This window comes from Antarctobacter heliothermus (assembly GCF_900188425.1).
In the GTDB taxonomy this organism is placed as follows: Bacteria; Pseudomonadota; Alphaproteobacteria; order Rhodobacterales; family Rhodobacteraceae; genus Antarctobacter; species Antarctobacter heliothermus.
In genome coordinates this window covers 1-13365 of sequence record NZ_FZON01000026.1, presented here as the reverse complement: position 1 = coordinate 13365, position 13365 = coordinate 1, and the positions used below count along the sequence as shown (strand labels likewise).

General features: G+C 61.9%; 11 protein-coding genes. 8 read left to right on the top strand and 3 right to left on the bottom strand.

The window, feature by feature from the left end; translation table 11 throughout:
- Positions 1 to 33: 33 nt before the first annotated feature.
- From CHB90_RS13895 to CHB90_RS13870, 6 genes are all read left to right on the top strand, one after another.
- Positions 34 to 1092 carry a putative urea ABC transporter substrate-binding protein gene (locus CHB90_RS13895; RefSeq protein ID WP_089278475.1) on the top strand — a complete coding sequence of 353 codons (1059 nt, stop codon included), beginning with the start codon at positions 34 to 36 and terminating at the stop codon, positions 1090 to 1092.
- 96 nt (positions 1093 to 1188) lie between these two features.
- Positions 1189 to 2001, top strand: coding sequence for an ABC transporter permease (locus CHB90_RS13890; RefSeq protein ID WP_089278474.1), 813 nt, complete (start codon positions 1189 to 1191; stop codon positions 1999 to 2001).
- Positions 1998 to 2768 carry an ATP-binding cassette domain-containing protein gene (locus CHB90_RS13885; RefSeq protein WP_089278473.1) on the top strand — a complete coding sequence of 257 codons (771 nt, stop codon included), beginning with the start codon at positions 1998 to 2000 and terminating at the stop codon, positions 2766 to 2768. Before CHB90_RS13890 ends, CHB90_RS13885 begins: the two co-directional genes overlap by 4 nt.
- Positions 2749 to 3999 (top strand): agmatinase family protein, encoded by a 1251-nt coding sequence (locus tag CHB90_RS13880; RefSeq protein ID WP_089278472.1) that lies wholly within the window; start codon positions 2749 to 2751, stop codon positions 3997 to 3999. The genes CHB90_RS13885 and CHB90_RS13880 overlap by 20 nt, the downstream gene beginning before the upstream one ends.
- A 5-nt stretch (positions 4000 to 4004) precedes the next feature.
- The gene (locus tag CHB90_RS13875; RefSeq protein ID WP_089278471.1) at positions 4005 to 4394 is read left to right on the top strand and encodes a carboxymuconolactone decarboxylase family protein; all 390 of its coding nucleotides are present in this window, start codon (positions 4005 to 4007) and stop codon (positions 4392 to 4394) included.
- On the top strand, positions 4384 to 4824 hold the full coding sequence (locus tag CHB90_RS13870) for a hypothetical protein (protein WP_089278470.1): 441 nt from the start codon (positions 4384 to 4386) through the stop codon (positions 4822 to 4824). The genes CHB90_RS13875 and CHB90_RS13870 overlap by 11 nt, the downstream gene beginning before the upstream one ends.
- A gap of 30 nt (positions 4825 to 4854) precedes the next feature.
- Here the strand turns inward: CHB90_RS13870 and CHB90_RS13865 are convergent, their stop codons facing one another.
- The 3 genes from CHB90_RS13865 to CHB90_RS13855 all read right to left on the bottom strand — a co-directional run bounded on the left by CHB90_RS13865 (position 4855) and on the right by CHB90_RS13855 (position 8821).
- Positions 4855 to 6873 (bottom strand): DUF4214 domain-containing protein, encoded by a 2019-nt coding sequence (locus CHB90_RS13865; RefSeq protein ID WP_089278469.1) that lies wholly within the window; start codon positions 6871 to 6873, stop codon positions 4855 to 4857.
- A gap of 77 nt (positions 6874 to 6950) precedes the next feature.
- Positions 6951 to 7763 carry a hypothetical protein gene (locus CHB90_RS13860; RefSeq protein ID WP_089278468.1) on the bottom strand — a complete coding sequence of 271 codons (813 nt, stop codon included), beginning with the start codon at positions 7761 to 7763 and terminating at the stop codon, positions 6951 to 6953.
- The gene (locus CHB90_RS13855; RefSeq protein WP_089278467.1) at positions 7760 to 8821 is read right to left on the bottom strand and encodes a GSCFA domain-containing protein; all 1062 of its coding nucleotides are present in this window, start codon (positions 8819 to 8821) and stop codon (positions 7760 to 7762) included. Before CHB90_RS13855 ends, CHB90_RS13860 begins: the two co-directional genes overlap by 4 nt.
- A 763-nt stretch (positions 8822 to 9584) precedes the next feature.
- Here CHB90_RS13855 and CHB90_RS13850 point away from each other — a divergent pair.
- Both CHB90_RS13850 and CHB90_RS13845 read left to right on the top strand, forming a co-directional pair.
- The gene (locus CHB90_RS13850; protein ID WP_170941066.1) at positions 9585 to 12836 is read left to right on the top strand and encodes an Ig-like domain-containing protein; all 3252 of its coding nucleotides are present in this window, start codon (positions 9585 to 9587) and stop codon (positions 12834 to 12836) included.
- A 293-nt stretch (positions 12837 to 13129) separates the two neighbouring features.
- A partial coding sequence (locus tag CHB90_RS13845) for a transposase (RefSeq protein WP_141135884.1) occupies positions 13130 to 13365 on the top strand: 236 nt, incomplete at its 3' end.

Here is a 13365-nt window from a genome sequence, read left to right as displayed (position 1 = left end):
ATCAAAGGCGGGACGTTGCATGAGGGGACACCCATGTTTGCAAGACGCCATTTTGTGGCCACCTGCGCGGCACTGGCGCTGGCGGCGGCCACACCCGCCACGGCTCAGGAAAAATCCGACTTTCGGGTCGCATGGTCGATTTATGTGGGCTGGATGCCCTGGGGATATCTGGACGAGTCCGGGATCATGGACAAGTGGGCCGAGAAATACGGCATCACCGTCGAGATCGTGCAGATCAACGATTACGTCGAGTCGATCAACCAGTACACGGCCCGGGCCTTTGACGGTGTGTCGGCCACCAACATGGACACCCTGTCGATCCCGGCGGGCGGCGGCGTGGACACCACGGCGCTGATCGTCGGCGATTTTTCCAACGGCAATGACGCGGTGATCGTCAAGGGCGACGGAGACCTGGCGGATCTGGCGGGCAAGCCGGTGAACCTGGTGGAACTGTCGGTCTCGCACTATCTGCTGGCGCGGGCGCTGGACAGCGTCGGCCTGCAGGAACGCGATCTGGGTGGGGTGCTGAACACCTCGGACGCGGACATGATCGCCGCCTTTACCACAGCGGATGTCGAGGCGGTGGTGACATGGAACCCGCTGGTCTCGACCATCCTCGAAGAGCCCAACGCCAAGAAACTGTTCGACAGTTCCGACATCCCCGGCGAGATCATCGACCTGATGGTGGTCAACACCGACACGCTGGCCGCCAATCCCGATTTCGGCAAGGCCATGGCCGGAGCTTGGTATGAGGTCATGGGCCTGATGGCCGCTGGCGATGAGGCGGTCCTGACCGCCATGGCAGAGGCCTCTGGCACCGATCTGGCGGGCTACAAGGCGCAATTGGACTCGACAGAGATGTTCTTTGATCCGGCTGACGCGGTGACGTTCACCATGGGGGCCGAGCTGCCCACGACCATGGTCAACGTGGCCGAATTCCTGTTCGACAAAGGCATTCTGGGTGAGGGCGCGCCAAGCGCGGATTTCGTCGGAGTCTCTTACCCGGATGGCACCACCACCGGCGACCCGGCGAACGTCAGGTTCCGCTTTGATACCACCTACATGCAGATGGCGGCCGACGGCGCGTTGTAAACCTCCGCGCGGCCCGCTGACATAGGCGGGCCGCATATTGCCACGACGACTTGTGTCCCGGACCTGATCCGGGGCCTCTGCCCGCCGAGGATCGCCATGCGCTGGATCAATCGAAAACCGGGTGCCCTGTTGGCGACGGTGCTCGCCACACTGCCCTTTCTGGCGGTACTGCTTGTCTATATGATCGGATCGGACATGCGGTTGGCGGTGAACCCGCAGGACAAGCTGTTGCCCGCGCCCACGACGATCCTTGCCACCGCCGAACGGTTGCTGACCGAACCTGACCGCCGCTCCGGCGAGATCCTGTTCTGGAACGACACCTTCGCCAGCCTGCGCCGTCTGGCGCTGGGGGTGCTGATCGCCGCAACCACGGCATTGATCACCGGGATCGGCATTGGCATGTTGCCCTACTTGCGCAAGAGCTTTGCGCCCTTTGTGTCCGTGGTCTCGATGGTGCCACCGTTGGCGATCCTGCCGGTCCTGTTTATCCTGCTGGGGCTGGGTGAGGTGTCCAAGGTGGCGCTGATTGTCATTGGCATCACGCCCTTCCTGATCCGCGACATGTCGCAGCGGGTGATTGACCTGCCCAGCGAACAATTCGTCAAGGCACAGACACTTGGGGCCAGTTCCACTGCCATCGCGCTGCATGTGGTCCTGCCGCAGGTGCTGCCCCGCCTGATTGCGGCGGTGCGGCTGTCGCTGGGGCCCGCGTGGTTGTTCCTGATTGCTGCGGAGGCCATCGCCTCGGATCAGGGGCTGGGCTACCGCATCTTTCTGGTGCGGCGATATTTGGCGATGGACGTGATCCTGACCTACGTCGTCTGGATCACACTGCTGGCCTTCTTGCTGGATCTGGCGCTGCGGTTGCTGTCCAGACGTGCCTTCCCTTGGGATGGAGAGGCGCTATGAGCTATGTCACCATCAAGGGCCTGTCCAAGACCTATGGAAAACGCACCATCATCGAAAATATCGATGTCAGCGTCCCCAAGGGTCAGTTCGTGTCCATCGTCGGAGCCTCGGGCTGCGGCAAGACCACCTTTTTGCGGCTGCTGCTGGCGCAGGAACAACCGACACGCGGTGAGATCCACATCGACGGCGCACCGATGGCGCGCGAGCCGGGGCGCGACCACGGCATTGTCTTTCAACGCTATTCGGTGCTGCCGCATCAGACGGTCCTGAACAACCTGATTGCGCCGCGCGCGTTCCGGTCGTCGTTCTGGGGGCGGCTGAGCCGCGCCGACCGGGCCGAAGAACGCGCCAAGGCCCGCGCTACGCTGGCCCGCATCGGGTTGGAGCATGTGGCGGATCAATACCCCGCCGATCTGTCGGGCGGGATGCTGCAACGGCTGGCCATTGCGCAGGCGCTGGCCGGTGAGCCAAAGATACTGCTGCTGGACGAACCTTTTGGCGCGCTGGATCCGGGCACCAAGATTGTCATGCATGATTTCCTGCAGGAACTGCGGGACCAAAGCGGCATGACCATCTTCATGATCACCCACGATCTTGGCGAGGCGTTCAAGCTGGGCGACCGCGTCTGGGCCTTTGACAAGCCGGTCTGGGACGCGACCGACCCGGAAAAGAATGCTGCCACGATCACCTATGATTTCGATGCCCGCGACGATGGCATCCCCTTTCAGACTCTCAAGGAGCGCACCCATGTTTTGCACGCCCGCTGACCGCCGCCGGTCCCACCATCCCGCCGACCTGATCGGCACGGATCGCCGCGCCCATCACCCGGACCTGACCAAGCTGCAAGGCTGGAAGTCGATGAAGGCCGAGGCGGATCTGCCCGAAGGCCGCTGGGACGAAGAACGCCGCTGGGCGCTGCGCATGGGTCTGACCGGGGCCGACAGCATCGAGGACAAATCCATCCCCACCTTCGCGCGGGGCGAACTGCCGCATTTCGCCGGCATCAACACCTTTCTCAAGGCACCCTATGCCGAGGACGTGACAGAGGTCGGCGACTACGACGCCACGATCCTTGGCATCCCCTTCGACGGCGGCACCACCTACCGTCCCGGCACGCGGTTTGGCCCGCAGGGGCTGCGCAAGATCAGCGCGCTGTATACGCCGTATAACTATGAACTGGGCGTGGATCTGCGCGAACAAATGACACTGTGCGATGCGGGGGATGTGTTCACCATTCCCGCCAATCTGGAAAAATCCTTTGATCAGATCAGCCGCGCTGTCAGCCATGTGTTCAGCTCCGGTTCTCTGCCGGTGATGATCGGCGGCGACCATTCGATCGGCTTTCCCTGTGTGCGCGGCATCTCGGAATGTACGTCGAAAAAGATAGGTATCGTCCATTTCGACCGCCACGCCGACATTCAGGAAAAGGATCTGGATGAGCGGATGCACACGACGCCGTGGTTCCACTCGACCCTGCTGCCGAACGTTCCGGCCAAGAACCTTGTGCAGGTCGGTATCGGCGGATGGCAGGTGCCGCGTGAGGCGGTCAAGGTCGCGCGGGATCGCGAGACAAACATCATCACCATGGGCGACATGGAAAAGATGGGCATCGACAAGACCGCCGAGATGGCCCTGGAAATGGCTTGGGACGGGGTCGACATGGTTTACATGTCGTTTGACATCGACAGCATCGACTGTGGTTTTGTCCCCGGCACCGGTTGGCCGGAGCCGGGCGGGTTCCTCCCGCGTGAGGCCTTGGCGCTGGCGTCCAAGGTCGCGGCAGAGGGGATTTGCGGCATGGAACTGGTCGAGGTGTCACCGCCCTATGACACGTCGGACATCACCGCGCTGATGGGTACGCGGGTCATTGTCGACGTGCTGGGCAGCCTTGTGGCCAGCGGCAATATGGGCAAACACACCCGGCATATCGACAAGCCCGTGGCCATTCCGCATGGCGAATTCGAAGGCAAGCGCTGGCACGGCCGGACAAAAAGGTAAGAGACGTGTCAGAGACGTTGGAAATCGGGCGCAAGCTGGCCGAACAGTTGAACCCCGGCATGGAACAGGTGTTGGATCAGCGCTATGGCCACCTCCTGCCCGGAATGGCGCAAACCGTGGTCGATTGTGCCTATGGCCAGCAATACGCGCGTCCCGGCCTGCCGCTGCGCGACCGCTATCTGGCCACCATCGCCGCGCTGACCGCCCTTGGCGGCCAGACCGCGCCGCAATTGGCGGTGAACATCGCGGGCGGACGCAAGACGGGGCTGAGCCGTGAGGAAATCGCCGAGGCGATCTGGCAGATGTCGCTGTATGGCGGACTGCCGGCTGCGATCAATGCGCTGAACACCGCGCTGACGGTCTTTGAACAAGAGGAGGCAGCCAATGCCCCATGACATCGTGAACGGTCACATCGGTCATCATCACCATCCGCATGATCACAACCACCCACATGACCACGATCATCTGCACAGCCATCTCAAGCCGGAGGACCAGGCGGCTGAATTGCAGGTGCTGGCCACGCAGTTCATCGACGGCTTTGTGCAGGCCGCCGACAAGGCGTCGTATCTGCGGCTGGCGGGGGTGCCGTTTGAGCGCCCCGGCGCGGGCAGCGATACGGCACTGAAACTGGTGGATGTGGAGTTGAAGACCGAATGGCAGGTGGGCACCGCCTCACCGTCCTTCGGGTCGCGGGAACTCAGCTATCTGCCTTTTCCGGGCGAAATGGTGCGCGAACGGGTGAACATGGCGCTGGTCTATGTCTCGATGGATGAAAAATCGCTGTTGGACATTCGCCAGTTTCTGAAGGATCGCTTGGACGGGTAGGGCGGCTGACCGCCCTGACCCCGAGCCTGATCAGATCATCAGACCCTGTTCGCTGAGCGAATCCATGGTGGTGTCTTGCAGGATAATGGTGACACCTTCATCGTCGAAAATCAGATCGTCGCCATGTTGGTAGAATTCTGACCGGGCGGCGTTGGCGTCCGCATAGCCAAAGGCAGCCAGATCCAGAACGTCCCATTCTTCAAAGTCGGTGATGATGTGGGTGCCGTCCGACGACGGTCTGAAGACAAAGCTGTCGGACAGGTCCCCGCCTGATAGCGTGGAATCCCCGGCACCCGGGTCCAGCACGTCATCGGGACCAAGCGCGCGGGTCCATGCCTCCAGTTCCTGTTGCATCATGCGCTGGAATTCGGGGCTTTCGGCAAAGTGCGACACCACAAATTCCCGCGTGGCGCCATCGTCCAGATACGCCTGCCAGACCGCCTTGCCGTTCGGATCAGAGGCGCGGTCCAGCACGTTGTTGTACAGCATTTCGATAAAGGCATCGTCGGTCAGCGACCCGTAGGTCGCCTGAAACTCGGGGCTTTGGACAAAGCCGGTGATGACGTTGAAATAATTGGCCCCGTCGGCCAGTTGTTCGGTCCAGAAGCCATAGCCATTGGCATCGGGTGCCCGCGCAAGGGTTGCCTGATACAGGCGAAAGGCCTGCCCGGCAAAGGTGGTCGATGCGCCGTCTTCATGATCGCCGTACAGCACGTCGTCGCCACCCTGACCCAGCAGGGTATCGGCACCAGCCTGTCCCATCAGCGTATCCGCCCCGCCGCCCGCCTCCAGCAGGTCGCGCCCGCGCGCGCCGTCCAGAAAATTGGCACCCGCGTTGCCGATGATGTGGTTGTCATAGCCATTGCCTGCGCCGTCGATATTGTCACTGCCGGTCAGGATCAGATCCTCGACCTCTGGGGCATCGGCCCAGAGACGGTAGGAGACAAACGAATTGATCAGGTCGTGGCCCTGACCCTTGTATTCGATCACCACGTCGTTTGCATCATCGACGAAATAGACGTCGTCCCCAGTGCCGCCAATCAGGGTGTCGGTGCCTTTGGTATCCTGCAAGGTGTCGTCGCCCGCCATGCCATAGATGACGTCATCGCCCCAGGCGCCGTTCAGCGCATTGTTGCCGCTGTTGCCGGTCAGAATGTTGTTCGCCCCGTTGCCTGTGCCGCTCAGGTCGGCCGTGCCCAGCAGGGTGAGGTTTTCCAACGACATGCCGTAGTCGCGCAGCGCAAACGAGACAGAGGCGCGCACAAGGTCGATGCCGGCGTTGTCCGCCTCCACGATGGAGTCACCGCTGTGGTTCACGGTAAAGATGTCGTCACCGCTGGTGCCCACAAGCCGGTCCGCGCCCGCGGTGCCTTGGGTACTATGTCCGCCACCGCCGCCCTGCGTTTCCATCTGGACGAGGGCCGCAACAAGACTGTCGGCCAAGGCCACGCTGGCGGCATCGGAATAGTGTAGCCCGTCGGCAAACATCTGGGCGGGTGTGATGCGCGCGGCTGTCAGGACGGCGTCGGGTTGCACTGTGACGATGCCGGGGTTGTCCGCGCCAAGGTCGATCAACTCTGCCTGAATGGCATCCCAATACTGACGCTCCGGGGCGGCTGGTGCGTTGTCGGACAGGCCAGAGATCACGACAGGTGCATCCTCTACCCCGGTGAGACGGTTGCCCAACGCCATGGCGACCCCGACGCGGAACTCTCCCATCAGGGCATGAAAATCAGGTGCGTAGTCAGCAGGAGTGCCGGACATGTCGGTGTCGCCTTCTCCCTGCACCCAGATCACCCCGGCGACATAGCCGTCCGGTGTCGCGCGTAGCGCGGCCACGGTTTCATCGACGATGACAGCGCGCATTTCGCCGGGGGTTTGCCAGTCGGTCTTGCCGTCGCGCGCGCTGGTCAGCGGCGCCCCTGACGAATAGGCGCGCACCAAGATGTAATTCCCGGCACCATAGGTGGCGTCCAGTGCATCCTGGACTTCACCGGCAATCCGGCCGGCATTGCTCTGCCCGGCCAGCACGATAATGGCGGTTCCCACAGCTTCTCTCCAAATTCCCACTAAGGGGAAATTGGCAAGCGGCCCTTAACGCAGCCTTTGGAGATCTGACGGGAATATTAAGGATTTGAGGTGGTTTGCACGGGTCGGGCCAGGCGGGTCCGCAGATCGCTCAGCAGGCGCGCACCCAGTGCCGCGTTGCCGTGCAACACGTCGTCGCTGTCCTGCCGGGAGCCATCCGACAGACGTGGCCCGCCGCGCATGAAAACAGCCTGTGTCAGGCAGCCATGGGACAGGGTGTCAGCGGGTTGCGGCAGATAGGTGGTGCCGGCAAGGGCGCCAAGCCCCGCGCGATGGGCCGTGATCAAATCGGCGGCCAGCGCCGTACCGTCGCCTTGGCGCAGTAGGCGGCGCATGATGGGATACGTTCCGTCCTTGTCCAGCAAGGCGTCCGACGGGAACGGCTGTGCGACTACAATGACCGGGCAGGGCGCGGCAGACGCGATCCGCGCAGCCAGCGATGTCTGGCTGAGCGCGGTCAGTGCGGCGACATAGGCGGCGCGGCTCATCAGGGGGAGGGTCTTGGCCGCGGGCATGTCGGTCAGCGCCTTGGCCACGGAAATCTCTCCTGATGGCCAGCCAGAGACACTATGCGCCTGTTGCAGCCGAACGGCGGCAAAGGCCGATGGTACAAGCCCGGCAATCACCACAGCGTCGAAGTCGGCAAGGTCCAGTGTGTCGGGCGTGCCCATCGCGGCCAGCCTTGCGTGCATGTCCGCAGATACGGCGTGCAGCAGGGGGCCGGTCAACGCGATGTCCTCGGCCACCAGTCCGGGTTTGGCAAAGACCGTCAGAGCGTCGTCCGCCGGGTTCTGCCGATGCGCGGCGATCAGCATTGCCGCGTGCGAGTCGCCGATCAGGCACAGTTTCAACGGGTGGTCTCCTGCGGGGCGAACGCTTCCAGAAGAGCCTCTTCGCAGATGTCTTCTTGCGGCGCGGGGTCTGTTTCGGGGTCAAGGATCACTTTGTCGGGGCGCGGGACGCCCCCCAGGTCGGGATGCGCGCCAAAGAAGACCGACATGACCGTTGCCACGCCCTCGGCCGTGACGGTGCGCAGGTTGTCGTTGTAGAACCGCGCGCCAAAGGGGGGTCCGGTGATGATCTCATAGGACGGGACATAGTCGATGTCCGGGTCCAGCGCGGCGACCTCTCCGGCCACAGCCCGCAACACGGATTTGGAATAAGTGGTCGCATACAGGATGTGCGCGCCACTGGCGGTGGCGGTCAGAGGCACGGGCGAGACGGTCAGCAACACCTTCAAGTCCGGATTCCATCGGCGCATACGGGTGATGGCCTCTGTCAGATCCTCGTGGACGTCGGCAAAGCCCTGGTTAACGAAGATATGGCGGTCGGGGTCAAAATGCCCGCCCAGCACGCCCGGCGCGGTCGGAAAGACCAGACCGGAGGTGCGATCGGCCCAGCATTCGGTCAACCCGAGCGTAAAGACAAAGACATCCGTCTCATCGAACATTGCCCGCACCCGGCGCAGATGATCCCGGCGAAAGGCACAAAGCTCGGCCTCGGTCCGGAAGCCCTCCGGTTCCACGTTGGGCCGCAATGCGTCGATCCAGACGTCCCCGCGTCGCCATATGGCCGCGTCGTGCAGGGTTGCGTTCTCTGCGTCCTCCAGCAATTGGCGCAATTGGCGCGCGGTGTAGACATTGCCATAGCGGGCCGAGAACAGACCGTAGCCGTACCGCCGGGCCACGTCAGCACGCATCAATGCCGGAGCAGGCTCTGCCTCGACCAGTGACAGCGACGAGGCCCGGACATAGGTGGCGATGTTCTGGGCAAAACAACTGCCTGCCGTGGCCACCCGGAGACCGGGGCGCAGGGTGACCTTGGGGTCATATATCGCATCAAGACGAAAATCCGCGCTTTCGCGGCATCGCTTCCAGAAGGCGGGGGGCGGAAGGGCGGAATAGGGCATGGCGTCAGCGTAAGTCAGACAAGGTGTGCAACTAAGGCTTTTTCGCAGAATTGCTGTGGCAGACCAGAACGGACCGGAAAGGGGCGGCAATAACCAACATTTTCTTCGAATGATTCGAATTTCTCGTCACATGTCTGGTGTCCGCTTTGACCAATCGCGCAAGGGTTGCAGGATTGGTGCCTAGGCGCGGACAGTGCCGACGGAATTGTGGCGACAAGAAGGCAAGGCGTGAGACAGAAATGCGGCCCGCATCATTGTTCATGAAATCAGAACAGTATGCATCCAAGCATTTCATGTTGTGCTGTATTTCGGGGTGAAATTGTATAAGTACACCGTATGTTGTGGATGTGTGTTTCCATTTCGGAACAAGTTGCGCGAACAATTCGCGGCGAATTCATGGCCGGATCGCTGAAATCTGGCGCGGGCGCGGCGGAATTGCCCCCGTTCCTACAATTTTCTCCTTCTCGGAATGCGGGGCGCGCCTTAATAATTTCTTCAAGCCCAACTGGGGGGTGAAGTCTGCAGGCCACGGGGGCGGCCGCTGAACCGCTCGCATTTTGAGATGCGAAGTGAAGCGAGGACGGAGAATCCGTCCGTGCCAAAATGGCATCTTTGTTCGCGCTTTGACGCGACAGGGAACACCGCGATCACTTCGTACCGATGCAACTTGGCGAGCACGAAATGAATTGGGCGGTGCTGCGCGCATTGTCGGCGCTACTGCGCACGGGGCATGCCCCCATTTAGAGTGAAAGAGGGTCGCAAAATGGCTGATTTGGTCTTGGAATGGGGTGCACTGGGTCCGTTTGGCACCAACGTGGCTGATGCCGACGGTGGCGTTTCTGCCAGCGTTGATACCGGCGGCGTTGCCGTCGACATTTCTTATGACGGATTGAGCGCGGGCAGCAGCGCCTTTACATTCAATGCTCCCGGCTACGTCGCACCGGATGAGACATTTTCGAACCAGTCTTTCCTGAAGCTGTTTGGCGAGGGCACGGGCGCGGCGAGCGATACATCGACCACGGTGCTCGACTTTCGGGCCACCGACACTTCCTTGTATACTGACGCGGCGCAGAATGTTTCGTTCCGCATCAATGATATCGACACCGGCACAGGCGGGGATTTTGCCGAAGCGGGCGGCGGTTTCCAGGATGTTGTGAACGTCACCGCGCTTGACCCCGATGGCAATCCAGTTCCGGTCACACTGACGCTGGGATCCGGGGTCACAAACGCGGGTGGGGACCTGACAGGCACACCCGAAACCGGGTTCGAAGACGCCACGACCTCTGTTCTGGTCGAGATTGCAGGGCCAGTTGCCAGCATTCAGATCGAGTATGCCAACGGCGCGGTCAGCCAACAGGGCGTGATCATCTCGGACATTGAATTTTCGACAGTGGACGTTGACGGAAGTGGTCCGGATGCGGTCGACGACACGATAAGCACCACCATCGGTGAGCCTGTGACGATAGACCCGCGTGACAACGACACGGACCCGGACGGCGATCCGCTGACCGTGACCGGCATCACCCCTGCTACCAACGGCACCGCGGTGCTGAATGGCGACGGTACGGTGACATATACGCCGAATGACGGCTTCACCGGGACCGACACGATCACCTATACGATCACGGACGGCACAACCAGCGATACGGCGACCGTCACCTATACCGTTACGGACGACGTTGACCCGAATATCCCGCCGACCGCGTTTGACGACACGGCAGAGACTGATTCCGGCACAACTGTCACCATCACGCCGCTGGCCAATGATGACGACCCGGACGGCGACAACGCTCTGCTGACTGTGTCCAGCATCACACCCCCCGCCAATGGCACCGCCGTTCTGAATGGCGATGGCACTGTCGACTACACACCGGCAGCCGGGTTCATCGGCACCGACACCTTTACCTATCAGTTGGCCGACCCCGATGGCGGCAGCGACACTGGCGTCATCACTGTCACCGTGGGCGATCCGAACGCGCCGCCGGTGGCCGTGGCGGATATGGCTGAGACCGATGAGGGCGATCCGGTGGTCATCGACGTGCTGGCCAACGACAGCGATCCTGATGGCGATCCGCTGACCCTTGACAGCATCGCCACGGACCCGACCAACGGCACGGTGGCGCTGAGTGGTGGCGGGGACAGCTATACCTACACCCCCGACGCCGGGTTCACCGGGACCGATACGTTCAGCTACACAGTGACGGACGGCAACGGTGGCTTTGCCACTGCCGAGGTGACAATCACCATTTCCGAGGACGCCGCGCCGCGCATCGACACCGATGTCTTCCCGGTAGCGCCGGGCGACCAGTTGCTTGATCCGCTGAACGGCCTCGACCAGGATCCCGATCCGCTGGACGATCTCGACAATATTGTCGGGGACGCCTCGGACGAATTGATCGAGACCGGCGACGACGCTGACACAATCGCTGCAGGTGGGGGCAATGACACCGTCAACCCGGGCATCGACAACGACTATGTCACGCTGGGCGGGGGCGACGACTCTCTGTTTGACGTGCAGGGTGCGGACACCATCTTTGGCGGCAGCGGCAACGACACGATCATCGCTGGCACCGACACCTTCTCCGACTATGAAGGCGACGACCCGTCCTTTGCCCCCGGCACACCGCTGAATGCGCTTGGCTTTACCGCCGACCCGAACACAGAGGATGGCCGCGACTATGTCGAGGGCAACCTGGGTGACGATTCCATCGCCACCGGGGACGATGCCGACACAATCGACGGCGGCGGCGGCAACGACACGCTGGATGGCGGCATCGACGACGACTCGATCATGGGTGGTCAGGGCGACGACCTGCTGATCGGCTCGCACGGATCGGACTCGTTGGATGGCGGGCAGGGCAATGATACGCTGGACGGCTCCAACTTTGCCGCTCTGGAACTGACCGACGACATCGACCCCAATACCGAAAACGACCGCGACCTGCTGCAGGGCTTCCTGGGCGACGACTCGCTGATCGGTGGGGACGATGATGACACGCTGCAAGGCGGTTCCGGCAATGACACGCTGGACGGCGGCATCGACGATGACATCCTGATGGGTGGCAACGACGATGACGTGCTGATCGGCGGTCAAGGCAACGATACGCTGAACGGCGGGTCGGGCGACGATGCCATCAACGGCGGGTCCGATCGGGATGTCATCATCGTCGATAGCGCCGCAGACGGTATCGGCGACACAGTCGACGGCGGCTCGGGCGGTTTTGTCGATCAGGCCAACCCCGAGGATCCGCCCAACCAGGACTATGACATCTTGGATCTGTCGGGCGTAGGGGCGCAGGACGTCGATTGGCGGCTGGTCAACGAAGTGGCCGACAGCAACGGCAACGGTCTGGATGGCACCATCGAGTTCCTCGACGGGTCGGGCGCTGTCACCGGCACCATGGACTTCTTCGAGATCGAGGAAATCGTGCCCTGCTTTACTCCCGGCACGCTGATCGCAACCCCGCAGGGCGAACGTCTGGTCGAGGATCTGGAAGTTGGCGACCGGGTGATCACCCGCGACAATGGCATCCAGGAGATCAAGTGGGTGGGCCGCAAGGATCTGACTGGCTTTGATCTGGCACGCAAGCCGCACTTCAAGCCGATCCTGATCCAGCAGGGCGCGCTGGGCAACAACCTGCCCGAGCATGACATGCTGGTGTCGCCCAACCACCGGGTTCTCGTGGCCAACGACAAGACCGCGCTCTACTTTGAAGAGCGTGAGGTTCTGGTCGCGGCCAAGCACCTGACCGGGCTGGACGGGGTTGATGAGGTCGAGGCCAATGGCGTTGCCTACATCCATGTGATGTTCGAAGGCCATGAGGTGATCCTGTCGAACGGTGCCTGGACCGAAAGCTTCCAGCCCGGCGACTACAGCCTCAAGGGCATCGGCAACGCGCAACGCCAGGAGATCCTGGAGCTCTTCCCGGAACTTGAGCACGCAGAGGGCCTCAAGGCCTATGCCTCGGCGCGTCGCTCGCTGAAAAAGCACGAAGCCGCGCTTTTGACCAAATAACCGGGTTTCCCGGAACGGAATATGCAGCGCTGTTCCGGTGTCGCGTACCTCGCGCCCGGAATGGAAGACCAGAAAACGGGGCGGCCTTGTGCCGCCCCGTTTTTGTTTGTTCTGACGCGCCAGAATTTCAACGCAAATTTAGAGGTTTACGAAATCTAAAGCGACATCTGTGACAGTTGCGGAAGGGTGTTCTCATAGGTGGCTGACATGTCAGGGGATCAGGTCTGCTTGATTGTGAGGCTCCGGCGGGGGCCGTCTGACTTCGGCTACGATCCGATGATAAGTCCGACCTTATGTCTGATTTCATTTACCGCCCTCAAATCGAAGTTCTCTCCGCGGCCGATGGCGTTCGCCGTCGGCGATGGTCGGATAAGGACAAGCTCCGGATTGTCGAGGAAAGTTTTGTCGGCCACCGGCAAGTTTCGGTCACGGCGCGGCGGCATGGCATTTGCCGATCGCTGTTGACGATCTGGCGTCGGCAGTATCGAAACGGTGAGCTTGGTGCGGCCCGCCCGGTATCCTTCGCCCC

What these genes read in the sequence shown, in the direction of transcription:
- CHB90_RS13885 (WP_089278473.1), top strand. Translation starts at nt 1,998, where the DNA reads ATGAGCTATGTCACCATCAAGGGCCTGTCCAAGACCTATGGAAAACGC.
- CHB90_RS13895 (WP_089278475.1), top strand. Translation starts at nt 34, where the DNA reads ATGTTTGCAAGACGCCATTTTGTGGCCACCTGCGCGGCACTGGCGCTG.
- CHB90_RS13890 (WP_089278474.1), top strand. Translation starts at nt 1,189, where the DNA reads ATGCGCTGGATCAATCGAAAACCGGGTGCCCTGTTGGCGACGGTGCTC.
- CHB90_RS13880 (WP_089278472.1), top strand. Translation starts at nt 2,749, where the DNA reads ATGTTTTGCACGCCCGCTGACCGCCGCCGGTCCCACCATCCCGCCGAC.
- CHB90_RS13870 (WP_089278470.1), top strand. Translation starts at nt 4,384, where the DNA reads ATGCCCCATGACATCGTGAACGGTCACATCGGTCATCATCACCATCCG.
- CHB90_RS13850 (WP_170941066.1), top strand. Translation starts at nt 9,585, where the DNA reads ATGGCTGATTTGGTCTTGGAATGGGGTGCACTGGGTCCGTTTGGCACC.
- CHB90_RS13855 (WP_089278467.1), bottom strand. Translation starts at nt 8,821, where the DNA reads ATGCCCTATTCCGCCCTTCCGCCCCCCGCCTTCTGGAAGCGATGCCGC.